The sequence below is a fragment of the Nocardiopsis sp. YSL2 genome, assembly GCF_030555055.1.
In the GTDB taxonomy this organism is placed as follows: domain Bacteria; phylum Actinomycetota; class Actinomycetes; order Streptosporangiales; family Streptosporangiaceae; genus Nocardiopsis.
The window spans coordinates 3,573,331-3,597,334 of record NZ_JAMOAO010000001.1 but is presented as its reverse complement, the minus strand read 5'-3'; the positions used below and the strand labels follow the sequence as shown (position 1 = coordinate 3,597,334).

Here is a 24,004-nt window from a genome sequence, read left to right as displayed (position 1 = left end):
GTGGGCGCGCCGAGGACCGCCCCGCCGGGGTTGCGGCCCTCGCGGGCGGGGCGGACGGAGCGCACGGGAGCCGCGGTCGCGGGGCGGCGGGACGGGCCGCGTGAGCCGCGGCGCGCGGGAGGGGGACGAGGAACCGGGCGGGCCGTAGCGCGGTGGCCGCTTGGTCAGGTGGTGATGCCGATGTCGAGGTCCAGCGGCATGAGCACGATGAACATGCCGATCCGGATGATGACGTTCAGCCACAGGTTGCGGTAGCAGGACCAGAGGTAGCCGTACAGCAGGCCCGCCGGCCCGTAGCTCAGCAGTGAGAGCGCGATGACGTAGCCGGCGTCGTCACCGGGCAGCTGGGAGACCTCGTCGAAGGGCTGCACGATGGCGTAGGTGAGCGCGAAGACCACCGTCGCGGCGACGATGCCGCCCCACCGGCCCATGAGGACCTCCAGACGCGTCTGGAGCATGGCGCGGAAGAAGATCTCCTCGCACAGGGCGATCAGCGCGAACGCCAGCACGAACCCGATCAGGCTCAGACTGAGCGGCGGCAGGCCGACGCGGGGGATCAGGGAGTAGCCGGCCAGGACCAGGACCACGGCCGCGGGGATCAGGCCCAGCCACCGCCACGGCGTACTCACCTTCAGGGCGACGGCGGGCATGGCGGTGCCCTTGCCGTCCACGGTGATCCCCGACCGGTCCATCACCAGAATGGGCAGCGTGAACAGGAACAACAGGCGTGAGACCAGGGACGCGGACATGTTGAGGTCGGCGCCGGTATGGGCTCCGTAGAGCTGGAACACCTGCGACAGGAGGATGATCAGCAGCACGAAGCACGCCAGGAACACCCCGAGCCAGACGAGCTCCCGGGTGAGCGGGTGCCCGTCGAGAGCCTGGCGGACGCGCCGGTCCAGGCGATCACGGTCCCCGAAGCCCCGGACCACCGCCCAGGCCATGATGCCGCCGATCAGCAACGGCGCCCAGCCCGCGAACAGCAGGAGGCCGGTCTCCTCCGCGAGGTCGGCGCGCAGCACCGGGTGGAGGGCGATCGGCAGGGCGATGACGAGCGCGGCCACCGCGAGCCCCACGACGAGACCCCATCTTCGCACCATGGTCACAAGCGTCCCCCCTGTCTCAGAACACTCATTCTGCCCAAGGGGAAACTAAAAGCTACGCAATGACTACGGTATGTCGTCAGTGCAGTTCCGCGCGCTCCGAAACACGAAACCCCGCGTACCGGACTCACCGGTACGCGGGGTCGGAGAACGGCGCAGGGTCAGTCGCCGTTGTTCAGGACCGATCTGAGGAAGGACTTGGTCCGCTCCTCCTGCGGGTCACCGAAGATCTGGTCCGGGTGGCCCGCCTCGGCGATCCGGCCCTGGTCGAACATCAGGACGCGGTGTGACACGTCCCGCGCGAAGCCCATCTCGTGGGTCACGCACAGCATCGTGATGTCGGTCGTCTCGGCGACCTCCCGCAGCACGTCCAGGACGCCGGCCACCAGCTCCGGGTCCAGCGCCGAGGTGACCTCGTCCAGGAGCAGGATCTCCGGCCGCATCGCCAGCGCGCGGGCGATCGCCACGCGCTGCTGCTGGCCGCCGGAGAGCTGCGTCGGGTGGGCGTCGATCTTCTCCCCCAGCCCGACCAGGTCGAGCAGGTCGCTCGCGCGCTGGTTGGCCTCGTCCTTGGACAGGCCGAGGACGTGCACGGGGGCCTCGGTGATGTTCTGCCGCACGGTCATGTTCGGGAACAGGTTGAACTGCTGGAACACCATGCCCACACGCTTGCGCTTGGAGCGCAGGTAGCTCTCGCTGGCGGGGGCCAGGTGGGAACCGCGGGGCATGTGGCTGAACGGCTCGCCGTCCACCCAGATGTGCCCCTCGGTGACCTTCTCCAGCGTCATCAGGAGCCGCAGGATGGTCGTCTTGCCCGAACCGCTCGGCCCGATCAGCGTGACGCGCTCTCCCGGGTCGACCTGGAAGTCCAGGTGGTCGAGCACGGTGAGGTCGCCGAAGCGCTTGACCACCTGGTCGAAGACGATCAGCGGCTGGCCCTCGACGCCCTGGGGTTCATCTTTCTGCGGGGTCTCAGACGGCGGCATAGCGTCGCTCCAGTCGTCGGATCAGGATCGCGGAAGGGATGCTCACGATGAGGAAGAGGAAGCCGACGATGGTGTACATCTCGACCACTCGGAAGTTCGCCGCACCGAGCCTCTGCGCCTGGGTGAGCAGCTCGGTCACGCCGATCGCGAAGAGCAGCGGCGTGTCCTTGAACATCGCGATCAGGTAGTTGCCCAGGGCAGGGATGACCTTGCGGATGGCCTGGGGCAGCACGATCGCACCCCAGGTCCGGCTCGCGGGCAGGCTCAGGGCCCGCGCGGCCTCCCACTGGCCCTTGGCGACGCCCTCGATACCCGAGCGGTACACCTCAGCGGTGTAGGCCGAGTAGTGGATGCCCAGCACCACGACACCGATCGTCATGGCGGAGATGGTGTTGGGCGCGATGAGGAAGACGAAGACCAACTGGACGAGGAGGGGTGTGGTGCGGATGAACTCCATCACCCCGTGCAGGATGCTGCCCACGTAGGGCACCCGCCGGACCATGGCGATGGCCAGGCCCAGGGCGAGCGCGATGAGATAGCCCATCACGGTGGCCTGGACGGTGACCCACAGGCCCTCCAGGAGGTCGGGCATGACCTCGTAGGTGAACTCGAGATCCCACATCTAGCCCACCCCCGCGCTTCCGCCGCCGACGGCCGGATGCTTGAGCAGGGCGGACAGCCCGGTACCGCCGGGCGGCGTCCGGCCGAGCTTGCGGTTGGCACGGCGTTCGAGCAGTCGCATCCCGGAGATCAGCACCTGCGCGATCAGGTAGTAGAGGATGAGGGCGCCGATGAACGCCACGATGGTCTCACCGGTGCCCTGGCGCATCTGCTGCGCCACGGCGGTCAGGTCGGCCACCCCGATGAGGTAGGCGACGGCGGTCGCCTTCATCAGCTCGATGACGAGGTTGCCGAAGGTGGGCAGCATCTGTGCCCACGCCTGGGGGAGCACCACCAGGCGTGTGCGCTGGAACCAGGACAGGTTCAGTGCGACCGTCGCCTCGACCTGCGCCTTGGGCACGGCGTTGATGGCCGCCCGGACGACCTCGGCGCCGTAGGCGCCGATGTTCAGGCCCAGTGCGAGGATCGCCGCGAACCTGTTCTCCAACTGGAAACCGGTCGCCAGCGGCAGCGCGTAGGCCATCCAGAACATCAGCACCAGGGCGGCGATGCCCCGGAACACCTCGACGTAGACCGTGGAGACGGCCCTCGGCAGCCAGTGCTTCATGCTGCCGAGGACGCCGAAGACCATGGCCAGGACGAAGGCCAGGGCACAGCCGCCGATGGTGAGCTGAATGGTGACCCACGCGCCGTCGAGATAGAGCGGAAGCCGCTCGATCAGGAACTCCACGGCTGGATCAGCCCTCGCAGAGCTGGGCGGTGGTGGTGTCGTCGGGCAGGTCGGCCTCGGTGAAGCCCCACTCCTCGCCCAGTTCCAGCAGGCGGCCGTTCTCCTTGAACTCGGCGATCACGCGGTTGACCTCCTCGAGGAGCTCGGTGTCCTCCTGGCGGAAGGCCAGGCCGCCCCAGCCGCGCTCCTCCTTGCCGTCGATCTCCGGGAAGAAGGCCTCGGTGACCTCGAAGGGGCCGCCGCGGTCCAGGAGCAGGTACGTGTGCGACACGCTCAGCATGGACATCGCGTCGGCACGGCCGGACTCCAGCAGCTCGTACCCGGCGGTCTGGTTGGAGATGAGCTCCATCTGGTCCTCGGGGACGCCGAAGTGCTCGGCGTAGGTCTGCTCGACCGAGCCGTTGAGGACCGCCAGCGTGAGGTCGGGGTTGTCCGCGAAGTCGGTGAAGTGCTGGATGTTCTCCGGGTTCCCCTCCTTCACCATGAACGCCTCGGGCGAGGTGGCGGTGGGCTCGGAGAAGGCGACCTGCTCGCAACGCTCCGGTGTGATGAACATGCCGGCCGCGATGACGTCGAACCGGTTGGCCTGCAGGCCGGGGATCAGACCGTCCCAGGCCACCGGGGAGGCCTGGATCTCGGGAACGCCCAGCTCCTCGAAGACGGCCTGGGCGACGGCCGGCGACTGCCCGGCCGGCTCACCCGAGCCGTCGATGAAGCCGAACGGGATCTCGTTGGCCAGTCCGACCGCGACGAAGCCCTGCTCGCGCAGGCGCTCCAGAAGGCTCGGCCCGCCTTCCTCCCCGCCTCCGCCGCTGTCGACCCGGCTACAAGCGGCGAGGCCGGCCGTGGCGAGCCCCACTCCCCCCAGTCGGAGTGCGTCTCGGCGGCCCCAGGTTCCTCGCTTGACCGCTGGTACCTGCTTCTTCACGACTGCTCCTCGAAAAGTTCGCGGGAGCGACGCCGCTGCCCGAGGTCAGGGCGACGACGCCGCGCATTCGGATGGTGGGACGCCGGATGCCGGCGAACCGCGGCGCGGTGCCGCAGGTGCCGACCGTCGACCGGAACACGGGCCGACGGCACTGGTACGGGGTGTCCCTCCCCTACCGCATCCTGCGCTAACAGGACATGTTTGGTCCGTTATGCACTGGTTATGCATGGCTGACCATCGGGTAACCCCCCTTTTGCCCAGCTCCATGCGCACCACCTGCACCTTGTGACCCTGGGTTCCAGCGCTCGTCACCCAGGGGTCCGTGACCCCGGACACGCGCGTGGGCGGGGTGGATCATGCATACCCCCTCCCACCCGTCTCCCACCACCGTCCGGTCGGGTGCTGCACAGAGTGACCGGACTACCACCCTCAACCGAGGCCTCCGGCCCAGCACCACCCGCCCGTCTCCCACCACCGTCCGGTCGGGTGCTGCACAGAGTGACCGGACTACCACCCTCAACCGAGGCCTCCGGCCCAGCACCACCCGCCCGTCTCCCACCACCGTCCGGTCGGGTGCTGCACAGAGTGACCGGACTACCACCCTCAACCGAGGCCTCCGGCCCAGCACCACCCGCCCGTCTCCCACACACGAGAACCGGGCCGACACCCTCGGTGAGGGTGTCGGCCCGGCCCAGCAGAGCGTGATCAGGCGACCGGCGTGGACTCGCCTTCGGGCTCCTCGACGATGAGCGGGTAGACACCGTTCTCGTCGTGGACCTCGCGCCCCGTCACGGGCGGGTTGAACACGCACAGAACCCGGAAGTCCTTCTTGATCCGGAGCGTGTGCTTCTCGTGACCGTCGAGCAGGTAGAGGGTGCCCGGGGTGATGGTGTGCTTCTCCCCGGTCTCCTCGTTGGTCAGCTCGGCCTCACCCTCGATGCAGTGCACGAGCTCGACGTGGTTGGCGTACCACATCGACGTCTCGGTCCCCGCGTACAGAACGGTCTCGTGGAACGAGAACCCCACACCCTCCTTGGCGAGGATGACCCGGCGGCTGCGCCAGTTGCCGTGCTTGACGTCGCGCTCGGTGTCGTTGACGTCGTCCAGGCTGCGAACGATCACTGCTGTCTCCTTCTGCGCGGGTGCGCCGTAAGTCCGAATCTGTGCTGGTGTAACACGGGGAGGGGCCGATCAGCATCCCGTTCCACGGTGTGCCGACCGGCCCCGCCACCCGGAGGTGGAGCGGTCCCCTCGTACGTCCTAGGCGGGCGCCGACACCTTGACCGCCGCACGAGCGGCGTCGGCCATGATGTCGAGTCCGGCCGTGAGCTCCTCCTCGGTCGTGGTCAGCGCCGGCAGGAGCTTGGCGACCTCGTCCTCGGGACCGGAGGTCTCGACGAGCAGCCCCCGGTCGAAGGACTCGGCGGCGAGCCGCTTGGCGATCCCAGTGTCCTCGAAAGCCAGACCGCGTGCCAGTCCGCGACCGCGGACGTGCGCGCCGGCCTCGGGGAACTCCGCCGCGATCTCGCCGAGGCGGGCGGCGACCAGGTCGCCCTTGGCCTTGGTGGCACTGGCGAACTCGTCGTTGCTCCAGAACTGGCGCAGCGCCTCGGAGCCGGTGATCATGGCGGGGTTGAAGCCCCGGAAGGTGCCGTTGTGCTCACCGGGCTCCCACACGTCCAGCTCGCGCTTGAACAGGGTGAGCGCCATGGGCAGGCCGTAGCCGCTGATGGACTTCGACAGCGTGACGATGTCCGGGGTGATCCCGGCCTCCTCGAAGCTGAAGAAGTCGCCGGTGCGGCCGCAGCCCATCTGGATGTCGTCGACGATCAGGAGCATGTCGTACTCGCGGCAGACCTCGGAGAGGCCGCGCAGCCAGCTCGCGCTGGCGACGTTGATGCCGCCCTCGCCCTGGATCGCCTCGACGATCACGGCGGCGGGCTTGTCCAGACCGGACCCGCTGTCCTCCAGCATGGCGCGCAGCCAGAGGAAGTCCGGCGTCTGGCCGTCCAGGTAGTTGTCGAACGGCATCGTGGCGACGTGGTCCAGCGGAACGCCGGCGCCGCCGCGCTTCATCGAGTTGCCGGTGACGGCCAGGGCGCCCAGCGTCATGCCGTGGAAGCCGTTGGTGAAGTTGATGATGGTCTCGCGACCGGTGTACTTGCGAGCCAGCTTCAGCGCGGCCTCGACGGCGTTGTTGCCCGCCGGTCCGGGGAACTGGACCTTGTAGTCCAGGCCACGCGGTTTGAGGACGATCTCCTCGAAGGTTTTCAGGAAGTCGCGTTTAGCGACGCTGTAGGCATCGAGGCTGTGGACGATGCGGTCGTCGGTCAGGTACTCGATGAGCTTGGTCTTCAGCTGCGGGTTGTTGTGCCCGTAGTTGAGCGAGCCCGCACCGGCGAAGAAGTCGAGGTAGGGCTTACCGGCCTCGTCGTAGACGTGGCTGCCGACAGCCTTGTCGAAGACGACCGGCCAGTTGCGGCAGTATCCGCGGACTTCGGATTCGAGGCGCTCGAAAGTCTCCATCGTGTGTTCCTTGGTTCCTTTCCCCAGGTTCGTGGGCTCGTGGCTTTGACGACGGGGTGGGTCAGGATCGATCGATCCGGTGCGGATGTTCAGTCACGCTCTTGGCTCGGCCTCGGCCCGAACGGGCCGATCCGAACAAGGTCCTCGGGCTCGTGTGGCGCGTCCCCTCCGGCGGGGAAGTGCTCCGCGCCGAAGAGGGGACTCCACACGGCTTCGACGCCGCGGTCACGGGCGAACGACGCGAACAGCGCACGGGATGCGGCGTTGTCCGGTGTAACGGTCGCTTCGAGGTGAGTCATACCCCGTTCGGTGATGCGGTCGCCGATGAAATCGAGCATCCGGCGGGCCAGCCGCTGTCCGCGGTACGCGGAGTCGACGGCGACCTGCCAGAGGAAGTAGGTGTCCGGGTCGTCGGGACGGACATAGCCGGTGACGTAGGCGGCGAGACGGCCGTCGGCGTCCTTGGCCACGACACTGCTCTTGGCGAAGTCCCTGCACCAGAGCGTGTAGGCGTACGGGGAGTTGACGTCCATTCCCGTCGCCCCCGCCAGCCGCCACATGTGCGGACCGTCCTCCACGGACGGGTGCGACAGGCGCACGCCTCCATGGCCCGCGGCCCCTGTGGTCTCGGAGCGCTCGGCTCCGGCGTCAGTGTGATCGCGTGCTTGGAGATTCGTTCGTTGATGTGGCACGTCGATCGAACATAGCGAACGAACGTCAATGGGATTTCAGGGAGATTCCGTGCAGATGTTTCGGGCCGCCCACATCGGGTATGGCTTGTTCATTTAACAGCGGAGCGTGCCTCTGACCTGGGCATTCGCGCGGGGCCAGATCCCCGCCCACACACCGGCTGACGCCGCCCCGATCAGGCGCTTCGGCATCCTCGCCGAGGGTCGCCGACGCCCCGTGGCACCGGGGTCCCCTGCGGGCGCCCGATGGCCCTCAGGGTCAAACATAGAGCCTGAACGAGCAATATTAAGCGTGCGTTAAGTCACATCAACTCGGTGGAAACCTCGCGACATAACGGGCAAGTGGGGCCGATCCACACATCACGCGACACATCGCACCCACCGATCGCGCCGCCGTGCACTGCGAAACCCCCGCAGTGGAGGCGCTCCGCGGGGTTGCCGACTCCAGAACAACGCATGGCCCTCAATTGACGCACGTGTGGGCAGAACGGGTCCAACGACCGCCGACGCCCTTGATGATTCGGAGATTTTCGCGCAGACTCTGCGTAGTACGACCCCATGTAGTACTACACTTGGTCGCATCGCGTCGCCGCAGTCCAGCCGGGTCGATCACCTCTGGCCGGTGACGGGAGCGCGAGCTTCGCTGACCCCGCCGTGGGAGACACGGTGCGGGCCACTGGCCACGGACCACAAGCCACGGATCGGAGGCGCCCGTGAACCGCCTGTACCACGAGAGCGAGGACTGGGTCGAGCAGGGCAACTGCCGTTCGTACGACCCGGAGATCTTCTTTCCGGTGAGCAGCACCGGGATCGGGCGCGTCGACACCGAGCAGGCCGTCGCCGTCTGCCGCAGTTGTACTGTTCGCCAAGAGTGCCTGCGGTGGGCACTGAGAGCCGGAGAGGCGCATGGCGTCTGGGGTGGCACCACCCCCGAGCAGCGCCGCTACATGCGGCGTGAGCTGGTTCCGGCTTCCTGAGGCGTCGCCCGGGGCCGCCGGGATCGCGGACGACCGCGCCCGGCGGCCCTTCCGCGTCCGCGTCTTGCGACCGGTCGCGGCACCGCTTAGGTTCGGTCACGTGCACCCGTCGCCCGCCGCCCGCGCCCGCCGGGAGTGCTCCGCGCGGGGACCGGCCGCCCAGGGCACCCCTCCCGTGATCGCACCGGCGCACGGACTGCTCCGGTGGGTGCGCACGGCGTTCCTCGCCGGGGCGTGCACCGGTTTGAGCTGGGCCGGGCACCAACTGTGGGCGGACACGGCCGCGAGCGGCGGCGGGTTCCTGCTCGCCACGGCGGTCCTCACACCCGTGCTGTGGCACTTCACCCGGATCATGCGAGGTTTCGGCGACCTCTTCGCCGTGCTGGCCTCGGTCCAGATCGTGCTGCACCTGGTTCTGCAGGGGTCGGGCGGCGCGGGCTCGGCCTTCGCCGGCACCGGGCACGCCGCGCACGGGCTGCTCACCCACACGCTCGGTCTCTCCCCCGGCATGCTCCTGGCCCATCTGTGGGCCGCACTGCTCGCCTCGGCGCTGCTCGCGCACGGCGAGGCGGCCCTGTGGTTCCTGGCCGTGCTCCTGGGACGCGCGCTGCCGCCCCTGCTGCGTGTGCCCCGTCTGGCCCTGGGCGCGGGGGCTCCGGTACCGAACGCGCCGACCGCCTCCGATCCGCGTTGGGCCACGGTCCGGGCGCACGGTCCGCGGGGACCTCCCGTCTCGCCTCTCACCACCCCTTGAGGCCCCGGACGCGCGCGCCGACGCCGCGGACCGGGCGCGAACCGCGTCCCGCCCTTCCCGGGCCGCCCACCAACCCACGGAGAGACCATGACCATCCTGCGCAGTGCGGCGTCGGCCGCCCTGATCCCCTTCACCGCGGCCGCCCTCGTCCTGGTGCCCGCCCCCGCCATGGCCCACGACGTGCTCACCGGCTCCTCGCCGGAGGACGGCGACACCCTGGACACGGTCCCGGAGGAGATCGTGCTGAGCTTCAACAACCCGCCGTTGGAGAGCGCCGAGGCCAGTGCCATCGTGGTGACCGGCCCCGACGGCGAGGAGTACCAGGACGGCGCCCTGGTCTTCGACGGCACCGACGTGTCGGTCCCGCTGCGGCCGATCATCGAGAGCGGCGACTACACCTTCGCCTTCCAGGTCGTCTCCTCCGACGGCCACCCCATCCAGGACTCGCTGGAGTTCACGGTCTCCGAGGAGGCGGCCGCGGCCGCGGCTCCGGAGGAGACCGGTGAGCCGGCCGAGGACGGGGCCCCCGCGGCCGAGGGCGACGAGGAGTCCGCCGACCCGTCACCCGCCGCGTCGACCGAGGCGGACGAGGGCGGCCCGTCCATGGCCGCGCTGGTGGTCGTCGGCGTGGTCGCGCTGGCCGGGATCGGCGCGGTCGTGCTGGTGGCGGTCCGCCTGCGCAACCGCCCCGGACAGTCCTGACGAGCGGACCCCGGCTGATGGCTGAGCCCCGAAACGGCGCTGAGGCCCGGACACGTCACCGTGTCCGGGCCTCAGCGCCGATCGCCGTACCCGGGGCGGGCATCCACGGAACACGCCCTAGACGCGCCGGGCCAGCAGGATGCTGATGTTGTCCTTGCCCCCCGCCTCCATGGCGGCCTGCCACAGGGCGTGGACGGCGGCCTCGTCGCTGCCCGCCTCGGCGATCATCCGTTCCATCTCCTCCGGCAGCACGAGGTCCGACAGCCCGTCGCTGCACATGAGCCACGCGCTGGGGTCGGCGGCCTCGTCGCGGCCCACGTGCGGGACCATCGAGCCGCCGGAGCTGCCGCCCAGGGACTGGGTGATGAAGTTCGTGGTGACGGGGCGCCCGTCCTCCGAGGGCGGGAGGGCCGGGGAGTCGTCCTCGGAGAGCTGGCGCAGGCGCCGGCCCTCCAGGCGGTAGGTGCGCGAGTCGCCGACGTTGAACCAGAAGTTGCCGTCGTTGTTGAGCAGGACCCCGGCGACCGTGGTCCCCATTCCGGAGAACTCGGTGTGCTGGGTGGCGTGGTCCTTGATCTCCTCGTCGATGTTGCTCAGCAGTTGGGCGATCTCCTCGGGACCGTTCAGTCTCGGGCCCATCTCGGCCATCCGGTGCACCGCGTGCTCCGAGGCGATCTCGCCCGCGGCCTGGCCGCCGATGCCGTCGGCGACGGCGAGGATGACGGGCTCGCCCACAGGCAGGACACAGCGCACCGGCGACGTCATGTTCGCACTGGCCACGGTCAGGGCACCCATGACGACGGCGTCCTCGTTGGCGGGGCGGATAGCGCCCCGGTGCGTGAGGGCCGTGACAATGACTTCCCCACCAGCGACACCCATACGCCCTTCCTCCCGTTTCGTCGGCCGTGGCCGGTCGCCCGGCACGTAAGGCCGGACCTTGGTCGAGTCCCGTTCAACGCCTGGATTCTGTCACCGTACCGAGCCACCGCAGGAGTCGGTCAAAATCCGCGTACATCATGGCGGAAAACACCCGGATACGCAGTTCCAGGCCCGCCTCCGGCCGCCGAAAGCGCTACGTCGGGCATGTGCGGCGCACACCCGTGACGGTCCCGCGTTCGGGTCCGACACTAGCGGTGTTGGAACCGGGCCGACAGTGCCCGCCGCAAGGTGGGACGAACGCGCGGGCCCCGGGGTTCTCGGGTCATTTCGGACGACACTGAAGGGACCTTAGGCCCGTGTCGCTCACCCGCATGGCGTTGTCGCGCCCCGAACCGTCTGGCAGAATGGTTCCCGTTGGGTGTCTAAGACGCAGACACACACGACCGCCCCCGCGCGCGGCCCTCAGGCCCAGCGGTGGTCTCGGCTCTCTCCTCGACCGGTCGTTTGGTGTGGTCTCCTTGCGTCTTCCCCTTCCTTCCCGATTCATTCCGCCTCCGGGCCACCGTGTGTGCTGTGTACGCACGGTGCTCAGTGCTGCCCGGCGTTCCCCGCCCGGCACCGCGTCCGGCCCGTGGGGCCCCGCATCCCCTTCCTGACCGCGACCCGCCCTCTCCTCCCTCCGCGCCCCGTGGCGTTCCCGCGCCGGTCGGCGCCGCTTCCCAGTACCGCCCGCAAGGATTCCGTCCCCGCTCAGGAGTCCCTTCGGGCCCGCCCACGACGGACACCGTGATGTGTCCAAGGAGTCCAGTCCAGTGAAGATCGCCATGGTCGCCGAACACGCCAATCCCCTCCCCGCGCACCGCGGTGAGCCGGCCTGCCCCGCGAGCCTGCACGTGTGCGCGCTGTCCCGACAGCTCGCCAAACGCGGCCACAAGGTCACCGTGTACGCCCGGCGCAGCTCTCCGGAACAGCCGGAGGGCAGGACACGCATGGCACGCGGCGTCTCCGTCATCTACCTCGACGCGGGACCGGGACGGCCGCTCACGGACGACGAGAAGGCCGAGCACACCGGTGCCTTCGGCACGGCCCTCGCCCGCGCCCTGGACGAGGACGCCCCCGACGTGCTGCACGCCGTCGGGTGGACCAGCGGCCTGGCCGCCCTGCACGCGCAGGCGCGCACCGGCCATGACAGGGGCACCACGCCCATCGTCCAGACCTTCCACTCGCTCAACGCCAGCGAGCAGCGCTCCGGGCTGGCCCACCGCCCCGACCGCGCGCGCATGGAGTCGGTCCTGGCCCAGCGCGTGGACCACGTCCTGGTCAACTCCACCGACCAGCAGGGCGAGCTCGCCCGGCTCGGGATTCCGCGCCAGCAGGTCAGCGTCGTCCCCTTCGGTGTGGACACCGACCACTTCAGCGTGGAGGGCAGCGCCTCCACCGATCCCTGGCAGTCGCGCCGTGAGGAGCGGCCCCGCCTGGTGTCGGTGACGTCCCTGACCGAGGCGGGCGGCGCCGACCGCCTCGTGGAGGCCATGACCCGGCTGCCCGAGGCCGAACTCCTGCTCGTCTCCACCGCCGACGACCTGGACGTCGCCCTGGACGAGAACGCCCGGCGCGTGGAGCTGCTGGCCAAGGAGGCCGGGGTGGACGACCGCGTCCACCTGACCGGCCCCGTGGACCGCAAGGAGCTGCCCCGCCTGCTCCGGTCCGCGGACGTCTACGTCTCCGCCGCGTCCTACGACCCCTACGGCGGCGCCGTGCTGGAGGCCATGGCCTGCGGGCTGCCCGTCGTGGCGACCGCCACCGGCGCGGTCCCCGGCGCCGTCCTGCACCGCACCAGCGGGGTGCTGATCCGCTTCGGGCGCCCTGAGGAGGTCGCGCGCGCCGTCCGTGCGGTGCTGCACACGCCGACCATGAGCTCCGCCTACGGCATCGCCGGCGTGGACCGCGCCCGCTCGCGGTTCACCTGGCAGCGCATCGCCATCGAGACGGAGATCGCCTACCAGCGGTCCCGGCCCCAGCAGGTCGAGCACGAGGACGACGAGGAGGACGAGGTGGACGGCCTCCTGCTGTCCGGAGCCTCGCACTGAACCGTGTCAGCGCCGCATCCGCGCACGCGTTCCCGGTCCCGGGGCATCCTTTCCCCGGGACCGGGAACAGTACCGTTACACCCCGGACGCCGGAGGGGCCGCCGAGCCGCCCCGGCGCCCCCGTGCACAGCGCAGCTCATCACCGAACGATGACCTTCGATCACCAGGGACTGCTCTTCCGCCGCGACCGGCAGTTCCACGAGGTGGCCCGAGAGCGGCTCCGCTCCGCGCTACGCGAAAACGCCCACGCCGTCCTGGCGGTGGACGACCGGCGCGCCGCCGAGGTGACCGCCGGTCTGAGGCCGCAGGAGCGCGCGAGGGTGCACGTCACGGCCCCCGGTCGGCTCTACGACGCCCCGGGCCGGACCCTGGCGGCACTGCACCGCTTGGCTTTCGCGCACGAACCCGCGCCGGTGGTCGTGGTCACCGAGCCCCCGCTGCCGTCGGGAGCGTCCATGGAGTTCCGCGAGTGGATGCGCCTGGAGTCCGTGCTGTGCACCGCTCTGGCCCCGATGCGGCTACGGCTGCTGTGCGCGCACGACGACCGCGGCCTGGCGCCGCGCGTCAGGACCGCGCTCCGGGCCACCCATCCGGTGCTGGTCGGTCCGGACGGCCCCGCCGCCAATCCGGGCTACCTGGGCACGCAGGCCTTCGGCTCCCGCCCGGCCGAGCCCGAGCCGCTGCCCGTCACCGGCCCCGTGCACCGCCTGGACATCGGGATGTCCCTGCCGAGGCTGCGGCGTGAGCTGACGTCGCTGGGCGCGGCCGTCGGCCTTGCGGAGAGCCGCGTGGACAGCCTGGTCGTGGCCGTGAACGAACTGGCCGCCAACGTGCTGGAGCACGGGGCGGGCAAGGGCACGGTGAGCGTCTGGCGGGCTCCGGGACGGTGGGTGTGCGACGTGTTCGACGAGGGCGGCGGGCTCTCGGACCCGCTCACCGGCTACCGCCCGGCCGACACCATGCGCCCGCGCGGCTACGGCCTGTGGATCACCCGCCAGAGCTGCGACTTCCTGGAGATCTGCGGGGACGCCGACGGTTCGCTGGTGCGCCTGCACTTCCTGGACCGCTGAGCCTTCGGGCCCCGCGGTGCCCGAAGGCCGACCCGCCGGGCCACGCCACCCCGCGGCCCTCGGTATCCTCGGCAAACGTCCGCCGAACCGCTTCCAGGACCCGAAGAGTCCTGCGAGGGGCGCACAGGGTTGCGCGGGAGGAGCCGTGGCCGCGCTGAGGAACGAGCAAGGCGCGGCGACGACGATGAACCCTGTACTCCGCGCCCCGACCCCCGTCGCGAGCTTGCGAGCGCGCGAAGAACACAGGAGGAAACACGATGACCACCCCGTTGAGCGATGACTCCCTGCCCGGGCTCCTCGACCTGGCTCGGCGCGACTACAAGGACCTCGCCGGCCAGGGCCTCAAGCTCGACCTGACCCGCGGCAAGCCCGCGCCCGAGCAGCTCGACCTGTCCGAGGGGCTGCTCGACCTGCCCGGCGGCCACACGGCCGCCGACGGCACCGACGTGCGCAACTACGGCGGCCTGCGCGGCCTGCCCGAGCTCCGTGCGATCTTCGCCGACGTGCTGCAGGTACCGGCCGACCAGCTCCTGGCCGGGGGCAACTCCAGCCTGGAGATGATGCACGACTGCCTGGTCCACGCGCTGCTGAGCGTGATGCCGGGCGCCGAGTCGCGCTGGGTCGACCAGGAGCGGATCGTGTTCCTGTGCCCGGTGCCCGGCTACGACCGGCACTTCGCGCTGTGCGAGCGGTTCGGCATCGAGATGGTCGCGGTCCCCATGGACGGGTCCGGCCCGGACATGGACGTCGTGGAGCGCCTGGTCGCCGAGGACGCGGCGGTCAAGGGCATCTGGTGCGTGCCCAAGTACAGCAACCCGAGCGGCGTCAGCTACAGCGACGAGACCGTGGCCCGGCTGGCGCGGATGGAGACGGCCGCTCCCGACTTCCGGATCTTCTGGGACAACGCCTACGCCGCGCACCACCTCACCGACGAGCCGGTCGAGATCGCCGACCTCCTCACCGCGTGCGCCGAGAGCGGTAACCCGGACCGCGCGTTCGTGTTCGGCTCCACCTCCAAGGTCACCTTCGCCGGTGCCGGTGTGGGCTTCTTCGGCTCCTCCGCCGCCAACGTGGACTGGCTGACGGCCAACAACTCCAAGCGTTCGATCGGCCCCGACAAGGTGAACCAGCTGCGCCACCTGGAGTTCCTGCGGGACGCCGAGGGCGTGCGCGCGCACATGGAGCGGCAGCGCGAGCTGCTGGCACCCAAGTTCGCCGCCGTCCAGCGGATCCTGTCCGAGGAGCTCGGCGGCACCGGCCTGGCCACGTGGACCGACCCCGAAGGCGGGTACTTCGTCACCCTGGAGGTCGTCGAGGGCTGCGCCAAGGAGGTCGTGCGCCGCGCGGCCGAGGCGGGCATCGTGCTGACTCCGGCCGGGGCGACGCACCCCTACGGTGACGACCCGCGCGACGCCACGATCCGCATCGCGCCGAGCTTCCCCGGCCTGGCCGAGCTGGAGCGGGCGATGCACGGTCTCACGGTGTGCGTGCGCCTGGTCGGCTATGAGAAGGCCGCCGGCGCCTGATCCGCCGCGAAGCGGGGGCGCGTACGGGTAACACCCGGTGCGCGCCCCCAGGGCGTGTTCGGCCGCACACGCCCTAGTCCTCGGTGCCGCCCTGGTCCTGGAACGAGCCCACGGCGGCGCCGGTGCTCGGCAGGATCGGGATGACCTGGTCGATGCCGGCGATCACGAACAACCGGTTCACCTGCTGCTGGGGTTCGGCGACGACCAGGCCCAGGCCCTGGTCGCGCGCGTGGCGGTAGGCCGCGACGAGCACACCGATACAGCGGGAGTCGCAGAAGGCGACCTTGGCGAGGTCGACGACCACGCCCACGGGAACCTCCTGCAGGACGACCTCCAGGACGTCGGCCAGGGCGGGGGAGGTCACCGCGTCCATCTCCCCCACGGGGGTGACCACGACGACGCCATCCTCGCGGCGGGTCGAGATGTCTGTCGTCACGCTCGGTTCTCCTTGTCGACGGACGGCCCCTGATCACATCATGGCGGCCAAGGGTCACGCTCGGGACTCGTCACGCAGGGTTCGCGGAGCCTTCACCGGCCGTCCGCCCCGGGGCGGCGCATCCTCTGCTGCGGTCCGGTGTTCTCGGCCAGGAGGTCGCGGGCCACGTCCACGACCTTCTTCCGGTTGCGCTGGGCCACCTCCCGCAGCGCGGCGAAGGCGGCGTCGGCGTCGCAGCCGCGGGCGTGCATGATGATCCCCTTGGCCTGGTCGATCACAGTACGCGCCGACATGGCCCGGCGCATGTGCGCGGTCTCGCGCGCGGCGTCGGCCTGTCGGCCCACGTTGTGCAGGGCCGCCGCGGCGTGTTCGGCGAGCAGCGCGGTCAGCGGCACGACGACGTCCTCGTCGAAGGCGTCGGCCCGCGACGAGTGGACGCCGAAAGTGAGGACGCGTTCGTCGCCCGGCCCCTCGCTCGGCACCGTGACGGAGGAGCGGTCACCGCACTGGACCGCCATGCTCGTGTACCGCGGCCAGCGGTGCTCGCGCAGGACGTCGCCGACCCGGACCTGGTGCATCTCGCGCACGGCCTCCACGGTCGGCCCCTGGTCACTCGTGTACTGGTGCTCCAGGGCGGTGGACAGGTCGGCGTGCGAGGCCCCGTAGTCGGCCACCACGTGCCGTACGGAGCCGTCGGGCCCCTCGACCTCGCGCCAGACGACCACGAGCGCGGCCGAGCACCCGGGCACGCCCAGGGCGGCGGCACGGCTCATCTGGTCCAGGGCGCGTTCGAGGGTGGTGCCCTCGTTCTGCCCCAACGCACCGATGTCGCGGGCCAGGCGTTCGATCCACACCGTACGGCCTCCTTCCGCGTCGGGGCCCCCTATACCGTAACCTCGGACGTCAGCCCGTCCCGACATCCACTAGCGTCGGGGGCGGGCACCGGAGACAACGGTGTCGTGGCCCCCGGAGCGGGAACCGCCGAAGACGCCGTCGACGAAGACCGGGAGACCCGAGCGTGTCCGAGAACCTCGCCGGACTGCAGCGTGAGACCAATGCGCTCAGTGAACGCGTCGCCGCCCTGCGCAGTACCCACGCGATGTACCCCGACGACGCCCGGGGCACGGCCGAGGCCGCGCTCACCGAACTGGAGTACGCCGAGCGCCTGCTCGCCGACGCGGGCGCGGAACTGGCACGGTCCTACAGCGAGCAGCCGGAGCCGCGGCGCCAGGGCGACGACGGCGACCGGGTCCTCCTCCGCGCCATGTTCGCCGAGCTCAGCGTCCCGGTGGTGCTCCTGGACCACGAGGGCTACATCCGCAGGATCAACAACGCCGGCGCCACCCAGCTGGGCAGCGCACCCGGCTACCTCACGGGCAAGCCGTTCACGCACTTCGTCGACCTGCGCACACGCGCGGCGCTGCAGTCGTGGCTGGCGTCCGTCCTCCGCGGCGGCGGGTCCACGACCGTGCAGGCACGGCTGGCCCAGCGCGGCTGGGCCGAGGACGTGCACCTGACGCTGACGCGCCTGGAACTGCCCACCGAGCCGCATCCGCTCGTCCTGGTGGCGATGTCGCCGCCGATGGGCGGGGCCGACGAGGAGGGCCCCTCTCCGCTGGCGCCGGAGGTGGAGGACCAGGTGGTCGTGCTGGCGGCCCGTCGGCTGGACGTGCTCACCCGGATGACGCGCCTGCTGCTGCGCAGCGCCGGCCCCAGCGGCGCCGGTGAACCGCTGGCACTGGCCGACGCAGCCGACCTTCTGGCCGACTCCTACGCCGACTGGGTGGTCGTGGACGTGTGCGATCTTCCGGGCGACCCCGAGGCGGCGCGCCGGGCGGAGGTCGCGGGGCCGACGGACGCGCCCGCGGTGCTGCGCGAGGCGGTGGCGGCGGCCGCGCCGGGCGAGGGCGCCGTGCTCGGCGAGGTGCTGGTGCGGGGCCAGTCGCTGCTCTTCCCGCTGATCGAGGACGAGGGCGTGTTCGGCCACACCGCGTCCGGTGTGCCGCTGCTCGCGGCCCTGGGCGCGGGTTCGCTGCTGTCGGTGCCGCTGCGGGGCAGCCGGGGCGTGCGCGGCGCCCTCACACTGATCCGGCGCAGCGCCCGGGGCAGCTTCCGGCTGGCCGACCTGGGCCTCATCGAGGAGATCGGCGAGCACATCGGCCTGGCGCTCCCACCTCGGGTTCGGGGCGCTTGACGCCGGGTCCTTCGTCGTCGCCTGCGCCTGCGCTCGTTCCTCGCTCCGGCTTGGCTCCTCCTGCAGGCACCGGCGCGCCCCTCACCCCTGTGCTTTCTTTGGGCCTCCGCTCGTTCCTCGCTTTGGCCCGGATCAACCCCCCTGGGGTTTGCGCAGGCTGATGTGTGCACGCCCGACCCCATGGGGCCGAGGCGGCTTGAACGGCCTCCCTCTCACCCCCTGCACACCTGTTGGCTGGACGGCCTACGTCCGGCCCCCTGGGCGCAGGCGGCTGCACTCTTTCCGAAACCCGAAGAGATCGGACGTGTACATACCGGCTCTCGGCGCTACCGGGGGACGAGCACGCTTGTGCCCACGTGACCCCAGGGGGTTAGAGGTGCACGTTTGTACTCACAGGACCCCTGGGGGTTGGAGGTGGCCGTTCGGCCTGCCCGAGCCACAGGGGGGTTGCGAGGGGTGCCCAGGATTCTGCGGGAGGAGTCAAGCCGAAGCGAGGCACGAGCGCAGGCGCAGGCGACGACAAAGAACCCTGAGCACCCCTCGCACGGGCCAAAGCGAGGAACGAGCGGAGGCCCAAAGAAAGCACAGGGGTGAGGGGCGCGCCGGAGCCTGCAGGAGGAGACGGGGCCGCAGCGAGGAACGAGCAAGGCAAGTCGACGACGAAGGACCCGGCATGAAGCGCCCCGAACCCAACCCGAACCCAACCCGAACCCAACCCGTCACAGGGCGCCCGAGGGACCGTGGACGGTGTCGACGAGGGTGGAGAGCCGCGACACCGAGCTGTCCATCCGTCGCACGCTCTCCACCAGGGGCTGGTCGGTGTCCTGGTAGTGGGTCATGACGTGCTCGCGCAGCTCGGCGAGGTCGGACTGCACCTGCCGGGAGCGCTGCGAGAGCTGTTCGGCCAGGACCCGGCCGGGCTCGCCGGTCTCCTGCCCCAGGTCGCGCTGCAGGGCTCGGGCCTGCTCGCGCATCTGCGACTTGAGCTGGTGGAGTTCGACGAACACCTCGACCTTCGAGCGCAGCACCCAGGGGTCGAAGGGCTTGAGCAGGAAGTCCACGGCGCGTGAGGCGTAGCCCCGGAAGACCTGGTGCCGGTCGATCTCCTGCGCGGTGAGGAAGATGATCGGCACGTCCTTGGTCTTGTCCCGCTGCTTGATGTGCGCGGCCGTCTCGAAGCCGTCCATGCCGGGCATGACCACGTCCAGCAGGATGACGGCGAAGTCCGTGCCGAGCAGGTGCTTGAGCGCCTCCTCGCCGGAGTTGGCCCGGACCAGGTTCTGGTCGAGGGACGTGAGCGCCGCCTCCAGCGCGATCAGGTTCTCGTCGCGGTCGTCGACGAGAAGGATGTTGGCCTTCTGGGTCATGTTGATTAGTCCAGGTCTTCGGTCGGGGCGTCCGTTGCGCCATTGTGCCCGTTCGCGTCGGCCGGTGACGCATCGGATCGGGCCTCGTCCGCCGCCGCACCGGCGATGGTCTCCTCCCGGCCCGCGGTGAGCCAGCGTCGCATGACGTCCAGCAGGTGGTCCAGGTCGACCGGTTTGGTCACGTAGTCGGTGGCGCCCGAGGCCAGGCTCCGCTCGCGGTCGCCCTGCATCGCCTTGGCCGTGAGGGAGATGATGGGCAGGTCGGCGAACTGCGGCATGTCCCGGATCTTGCGGGTGGTCTCGTTGCCGTCGAGTTCGGGCATCATCACGTCCATCAGGACGAGGGAGATGTCCTCGTTGGCCTCCAGGCGCTCGATGCCCGAGCGCCCGTTGTCGGCGTAGAGCACCTCCAGGCCCTGTGCCTCCAACGCGCTGGTGAGCGCGAAGACGTTGCGCACGTCGTCGTCGACGATGAGGACGCGCCGGCCCGTCAGAACGGCTCTGCGCTCGGGGTCGGGCCTGGCCTCGACGGTGTCGTGCTCCTCTTCGGCGTCGGCCGAGCCCGGGGCCGTCTCGGGTGCCTTGAGCACCGGCACCGTGGGCAGCGGCTCGTTGCCGAGGTCGGTGAGCGCGGCCACGGCGGCGTCGAAGTCCTCGTCCTGCAGGTCGAAGCCGTCGCCGGCCGGTGCGCGCTCGACGGCGCGCGTCTGCGGCGTGTCGGCGACCTGGACGGGTTCGAGGCCGCTGGGCTCCTCGGCGCGCTCCGCCGCGTCCTCGGGCAGGCGCACCGGCAGCAGGAGCGTGAACGTCGATCCCTGGTTGGCGACGCTCTGGACGCGGATCTCGCCGCCCAGCAGGCGCGCGAAGTTGCGGCTGATGGACAGCCCCAGCCCGGTGCCGCCGAAGCGGCGGGAGGTGCCGCCGTCGCCCTGGTGGAAGGCCTCGAAGATCACCTGGAGCTTGTCCTCGGCGATCCCGATGCCGGTGTCGGCGACGGTGAACGCGATGACCTCCTCGTTCTCCACGAACATGTCGAGGTCGGCGTCGTCCAGCGCCCAGGCGGGCTCGATCAGCAGCCGCACCTCGCCCTGCGGCGTGAACTTGACCGCGTTCGAGAGCAGGTTGCGCAGTATCTGCTGGAGGCGCTGCTCGTCGGTCCACAGGGTGCCGGGGATGTCCGGGGACACGTCCACGGCGAAGGCCAGGCCCTGTTCGCCGGTGACCGGCCGGAACGTGGCCTCCACGTAGTCGACGAGCTGGGCGATGGACACCTCGCTGGGCTGTACCTCGGCGCGCCCGGCCTCCACCTTGGACAGGTCGAGGATCTCGTCGATGAGCAGCAGCAGGTCGCTGCCGGCCTTGTGGATGGTCTGGGCGAACTCGACCTGCTTCGGGGACAGGTTCTGTTCGCCGTTGTCGGCCAGGAGCCGGGCCAGGATCAGCAGGCTGTTGAGCGGCGTGCGCAGCTCGTGCGACATGTTCGCCAGGAACTCCGACTTGTACTTGGAGGAGACCTGGAGCTGGTGGGCGCGCTCCTCCAGCGCGTTCCTGGAGCGCTGGATCTGCTGGTTCTGGAGCTCGATGGCCCGGTTCTGGTTGGCGAGCTGGGTGGCCTTCTGGCGGAGCTCGGCGTTCTTGCCCCGCAGCTCCTCCTGCTGGCGCTGGAGCTCGTTGGACCGCTCGCGCAGCTGGCTGGCCAGCTGCTGGGACTGTTCGAGCAGGTGCTCGGTGCGGTTGTTGGCCAGGATGGTGTTGATCGTGGTGCCCAGGAGCGCCACGAGCTGGCGCAGGAAGTTCTTGTGGATCTCCCGGAACTCGCTGTAGGAGGCGAACTCGATGACGCCGAGCGAGCGCTCCTCGGAGACGATCGGCAGGATGTACAGGTTGCGGGGTTCGGCCTCGCCCAGTCCCGACTCGACGGTGACGTAGCCCGAGGGGATGTTGCGGATGTGCTGCTCGACCTGTTGCTGCAGCGCCTCGCCCGCGACGCCGACACCCTTGCGGATCCGGCGGCGGCCGTCCTCGGGCTCGAAGCCGAACCCGGCGTAGAGGCGGAAGATGTCCTGGTCGTCCTGGTCCTCGGGCAGGTAGCAGGCCCCGTGCTGGGCCTCCATGAGCGGTGTCACCTCGGTCATGATGAGGCGGGCCAGCTCGTGGAGGTCGCGGTGCCCCTGGATGTGGCCGGAGATGCGGGCCAGGTTGGACTTGAGCCAGTCGGCGTCGCGCTGGTCGGCGGTGGTCTCGCGCAGGTTGGACACCATCAGGTTGATGTTGTCCTTGAGCTGTTCCATCTCGCCGCGGGTGTCGACCTGGATGTTGCGTGTCAGGTCGCCCTTGGCGACGGCGTTGGCGACCTCGGCGATGGCGCGGACCTGTGTGGTGAGGTTGCCCGCCAGGCCGTTCACGCTGTCGGTGAGCTGCTTCCAGGTGCCGGAGACGCCCTCGACCTTGGCCTGGCCGCCCAGCTGGCCCTGGCTGCCCACCTCGTGGGCCACGCGGGTGACCTCGGTGGCGAAGGCCGACAGCTGGTCGACCATCGTGTTGACCGTCGTCTTGACCTCCAGGATCTCGCCCTGCGCGTTGACGTCGATCTTCTTGGTCAGGTCGCCCGCGGCGACCGCGGTCGTCACCTCGGAGATGTTGCGCACCTGCGTGGTGAGGTTGTGCGACATCGAGTTGACGTTCTCGGTGAGGTCGTTCCAGATGCCGGAGACGCCCTTGACGTTGGCGCGCCCGCCGAGCTTGCCCTCGGTACCCACCTCGCGGGCCACCCGCGTCACTTCGTCGGCGAACGCGGAGAGCTGGTCCACCATGACGTTGATGGTGTCCTTCAGCTCCAGGATCTCGCCCTTGGCGTTGATCGTGACCTTCTTGGTCAGGTCGCCGGCCGCCACCGCGCGCGTGACCATGGAGATCTGCCGCACCTGGTAGGTGAGGTTGTTGGCCATGGAGTTGACGTTGTCGGTCAGGTCCTTCCACACGCCCGACACGTCGCGGACGTGGGCCTGTCCGGCCAGTTTGCCCTCGGTGCCGACCTCACGGGCGACCCTGGTCACCTCGCTGGCGAAGGAGTCCAGCTGGTCGACCATCTTGTTGATGGTGTCCTTGAGGTCGAGCATCTCGCCCTGGGCGTCCACGGTGATCTTCTTGCTCAGGTCGCCCTTGGCGATCGCCGTCGTCACCTGCGAGATGTTGCGGACCTGGTAGGTGAGGCTGTTGGCCATCGAGTTGACGTTGTCGGTCAGGTCCTTCCAGATCCCCGACACGCCCTTGACGTTGGCGCGCCCGCCGAGCTTGCCCTCGGTACCCACCTCGCGCGCGACCCGCGTCACCTCGTCGGCGAAGGAGTCCAGTTGGTCCACCATCGTGTTGACGGTGTTCTTCAGGGCGAGCATCTCGCCCTGGACGTCGACCTCGACCTTGCGGGTGAGCTCACCGCGGGCCACCGCGGTCGTCACCTGCGAGATGTCGCGCACCTGGTTGGTCAGGTTGTCGGCCATCGAGTTGACGTTCTCGGTGAGGTCCTTCCAGATGCCCTGGACCCCTCGCACGTTCGCGCGCCCGCCGAGCTTGCCCTCGGTGCCCACCTCGCGCGCGACCCGCGTCACCTCGTCACCGAAGGTGGAGAGCTGGTCCACCATCGTGTTGACGGTGTCCTTGAGGTTGAGCATCTCGCCCTGGACGTCGATCATGATCTTCTTGCTCAGGTCGCCCTGGGCGATCGCCGTCGTCACCGCGGAGATGTCGCGCACCTGGTTGGTGAGGTTGTCCGCCATCGAGTTGACGTTCTCGGTGACCTCGCGCCAGGCGCCGGAGACGCCCTCGACCTTGGCGCTGCCGCCGAGCTTGCCCTCGGTGCCGACCTCGCGGGCCACCCGGGTGACCTCCTCGGTGAAGCCGCTCATCTGGTCGGCCATCCGGTTCACCGTCGTGGCCAGGCGCAGCAGGTCCCCGTTGAGCTCGCCCCGGCGCCCCTCGGTGGAGGCCCTGCGGTTCAGCTGGCCCTCGGCGACGGAGTCGAGGACCCGGGCGACGTCGGTGACGGGATCGGCGACCTCGTCGAGGAGGTCGTTCAGGGCCTGCGCGCTCTTGCCCCAGGCGCCGCGTGCGGGGTTGACGCTGACGCGCTCGTTGAGCCGGCCCTCGTCGCGCACCACGTCGCCGACCCGCTGCAGGCCGCTGCTCAACTGCTCGCTGTGGTCGACCACCTCGTTGAACACCGAGGCGATCTCCCTGATGGTGCCGCTGCCCCGCTTGCGCAGGCGGACGCTGAAGTCGCCGTCCCGCATGCGGTACAGGGCGCGCAGAATCTCGTCGAGCTGTTCTTCGGCCACTTCCTGGACCGCCTCGGGCATCGAATCCCTCCACTGAAAGGTGTCGCTGCCTTACACTAACCGCCCACGAGGTCGGGCACAGGTGGGTTGAC

20 protein-coding genes are annotated in these 24,004 nt (G+C 70.1%); 7 read left to right on the top strand and 13 right to left on the bottom strand.

What is annotated here, in order from left to right:
* Positions 1-164: 164 nt before the first annotated feature.
* The 8 genes from M1P99_RS16085 to ectA all read right to left on the bottom strand — a co-directional run bounded on the left by M1P99_RS16085 (position 165) and on the right by ectA (position 7,493).
* Positions 165-1,100 (bottom strand): CPBP family intramembrane glutamic endopeptidase, encoded by a 936-nt coding sequence (locus M1P99_RS16085; RefSeq protein ID WP_304453439.1) that lies wholly within the window; start codon positions 1,098-1,100, stop codon positions 165-167.
* 164 nt (positions 1,101-1,264) lie between these two features.
* Positions 1,265-2,089: an ectoine/hydroxyectoine ABC transporter ATP-binding protein EhuA gene (ehuA, locus tag M1P99_RS16080; RefSeq protein WP_304453438.1), complete on the bottom strand. Its 825-nt coding sequence runs from the start codon at positions 2,087-2,089 to the stop codon at positions 1,265-1,267.
* On the bottom strand, positions 2,076-2,711 hold the full coding sequence (gene ehuD, locus M1P99_RS16075; protein ID WP_304453437.1) for an ectoine/hydroxyectoine ABC transporter permease subunit EhuD: 636 nt from the start codon (positions 2,709-2,711) through the stop codon (positions 2,076-2,078). Before ehuD ends, ehuA begins: the two co-directional genes overlap by 14 nt.
* Positions 2,712-3,440: an ectoine/hydroxyectoine ABC transporter permease subunit EhuC gene (gene ehuC / locus M1P99_RS16070; protein ID WP_304453436.1), complete on the bottom strand. Its 729-nt coding sequence runs from the start codon at positions 3,438-3,440 to the stop codon at positions 2,712-2,714.
* Between the two features lie 7 nt (positions 3,441-3,447).
* A complete protein-coding gene (gene ehuB, locus M1P99_RS16065; RefSeq protein WP_304455711.1) occupies positions 3,448-4,299 on the bottom strand; it encodes an ectoine/hydroxyectoine ABC transporter substrate-binding protein EhuB in 852 nt (283 codons plus the stop codon).
* 774 nt (positions 4,300-5,073) lie between these two features.
* A complete protein-coding gene (locus tag M1P99_RS16060) occupies positions 5,074-5,490 on the bottom strand; it encodes an ectoine synthase (RefSeq protein ID WP_304453435.1) in 417 nt (138 codons plus the stop codon).
* Between the two features lie 138 nt (positions 5,491-5,628).
* A complete protein-coding gene (gene ectB / locus M1P99_RS16055) occupies positions 5,629-6,894 on the bottom strand; it encodes a diaminobutyrate--2-oxoglutarate transaminase (protein WP_304453434.1) in 1,266 nt (421 codons plus the stop codon).
* Between the two features lie 89 nt (positions 6,895-6,983).
* The gene (gene ectA, locus M1P99_RS16050; RefSeq protein WP_304453433.1) at positions 6,984-7,493 is read right to left on the bottom strand and encodes a diaminobutyrate acetyltransferase; all 510 of its coding nucleotides are present in this window, start codon (positions 7,491-7,493) and stop codon (positions 6,984-6,986) included.
* Positions 7,494-8,296: 803 nt separating this feature from the next.
* On the opposite strand from ectA, the gene M1P99_RS16045 reads away from it, so the two are divergent.
* The 3 genes from M1P99_RS16045 to M1P99_RS16035 all read left to right on the top strand — a co-directional run bounded on the left by M1P99_RS16045 (position 8,297) and on the right by M1P99_RS16035 (position 10,016).
* A complete protein-coding gene (locus M1P99_RS16045; protein WP_053616404.1) occupies positions 8,297-8,560 on the top strand; it encodes a WhiB family transcriptional regulator in 264 nt (87 codons plus the stop codon).
* Positions 8,561-8,660: 100 nt separating this feature from the next.
* Entirely contained in the window at positions 8,661-9,314 is a 654-nt protein-coding gene (locus tag M1P99_RS16040; RefSeq protein WP_369696561.1) for a copper resistance protein, read from the top strand.
* Between the two features lie 87 nt (positions 9,315-9,401).
* Entirely contained in the window at positions 9,402-10,016 is a 615-nt protein-coding gene (locus tag M1P99_RS16035; RefSeq protein WP_304453432.1) for a copper resistance protein CopC, read from the top strand.
* Positions 10,017-10,133: 117 nt separating this feature from the next.
* Here M1P99_RS16035 and M1P99_RS16030 read toward each other — a convergent pair whose 3' ends face one another.
* A complete protein-coding gene (locus tag M1P99_RS16030) occupies positions 10,134-10,895 on the bottom strand; it encodes a PP2C family serine/threonine-protein phosphatase (RefSeq protein WP_053616403.1) in 762 nt (253 codons plus the stop codon).
* 812 nt (positions 10,896-11,707) lie between these two features.
* Here M1P99_RS16030 and M1P99_RS16025 point away from each other — a divergent pair.
* The 3 genes from M1P99_RS16025 (at position 11,708) to M1P99_RS16015 (ending at position 15,581) form a co-directional block, all read left to right on the top strand.
* Entirely contained in the window at positions 11,708-12,985 is a 1,278-nt protein-coding gene (locus tag M1P99_RS16025; protein WP_304453431.1) for a glycosyltransferase, read from the top strand.
* A 149-nt stretch (positions 12,986-13,134) separates the two neighbouring features.
* Positions 13,135-14,055 carry an anti-sigma factor RsbA family regulatory protein gene (locus tag M1P99_RS16020; RefSeq protein ID WP_304453430.1) on the top strand — a complete coding sequence of 307 codons (921 nt, stop codon included), beginning with the start codon at positions 13,135-13,137 and terminating at the stop codon, positions 14,053-14,055.
* A 257-nt stretch (positions 14,056-14,312) separates the two neighbouring features.
* Entirely contained in the window at positions 14,313-15,581 is a 1,269-nt protein-coding gene (locus M1P99_RS16015; protein ID WP_304453429.1) for an aminotransferase class I/II-fold pyridoxal phosphate-dependent enzyme, read from the top strand.
* A 73-nt stretch (positions 15,582-15,654) separates the two neighbouring features.
* Here the strand turns inward: M1P99_RS16015 and M1P99_RS16010 are convergent, their stop codons facing one another.
* A complete protein-coding gene (locus M1P99_RS16010) occupies positions 15,655-16,017 on the bottom strand; it encodes an STAS domain-containing protein (RefSeq protein WP_304453428.1) in 363 nt (120 codons plus the stop codon).
* Between the two features lie 92 nt (positions 16,018-16,109).
* Complete coding sequence (locus tag M1P99_RS16005) at positions 16,110-16,871, bottom strand: ANTAR domain-containing response regulator (protein ID WP_304453427.1); 762 nt, start codon at positions 16,869-16,871, stop codon at positions 16,110-16,112.
* A gap of 164 nt (positions 16,872-17,035) precedes the next feature.
* Here M1P99_RS16005 and M1P99_RS16000 point away from each other — a divergent pair, with 164 nt between their 5' ends.
* Positions 17,036-18,211 carry a GAF domain-containing protein gene (locus tag M1P99_RS16000; RefSeq protein WP_304453426.1) on the top strand — a complete coding sequence of 392 codons (1,176 nt, stop codon included), beginning with the start codon at positions 17,036-17,038 and terminating at the stop codon, positions 18,209-18,211.
* A gap of 719 nt (positions 18,212-18,930) precedes the next feature.
* Here the strand turns inward: M1P99_RS16000 and M1P99_RS15995 are convergent.
* Both M1P99_RS15995 and M1P99_RS15990 read right to left on the bottom strand, forming a co-directional pair.
* Positions 18,931-19,578, bottom strand: coding sequence for a two-component system response regulator (locus M1P99_RS15995; RefSeq protein WP_304453425.1), 648 nt, complete (start codon positions 19,576-19,578; stop codon positions 18,931-18,933).
* Positions 19,579-19,583: 5 nt separating this feature from the next.
* Positions 19,584-23,933, bottom strand: coding sequence for a HAMP domain-containing protein (locus M1P99_RS15990; RefSeq protein WP_304453424.1), 4,350 nt, complete (start codon positions 23,931-23,933; stop codon positions 19,584-19,586).
* Positions 23,934-24,004: the final 71 nt, after the last annotated feature.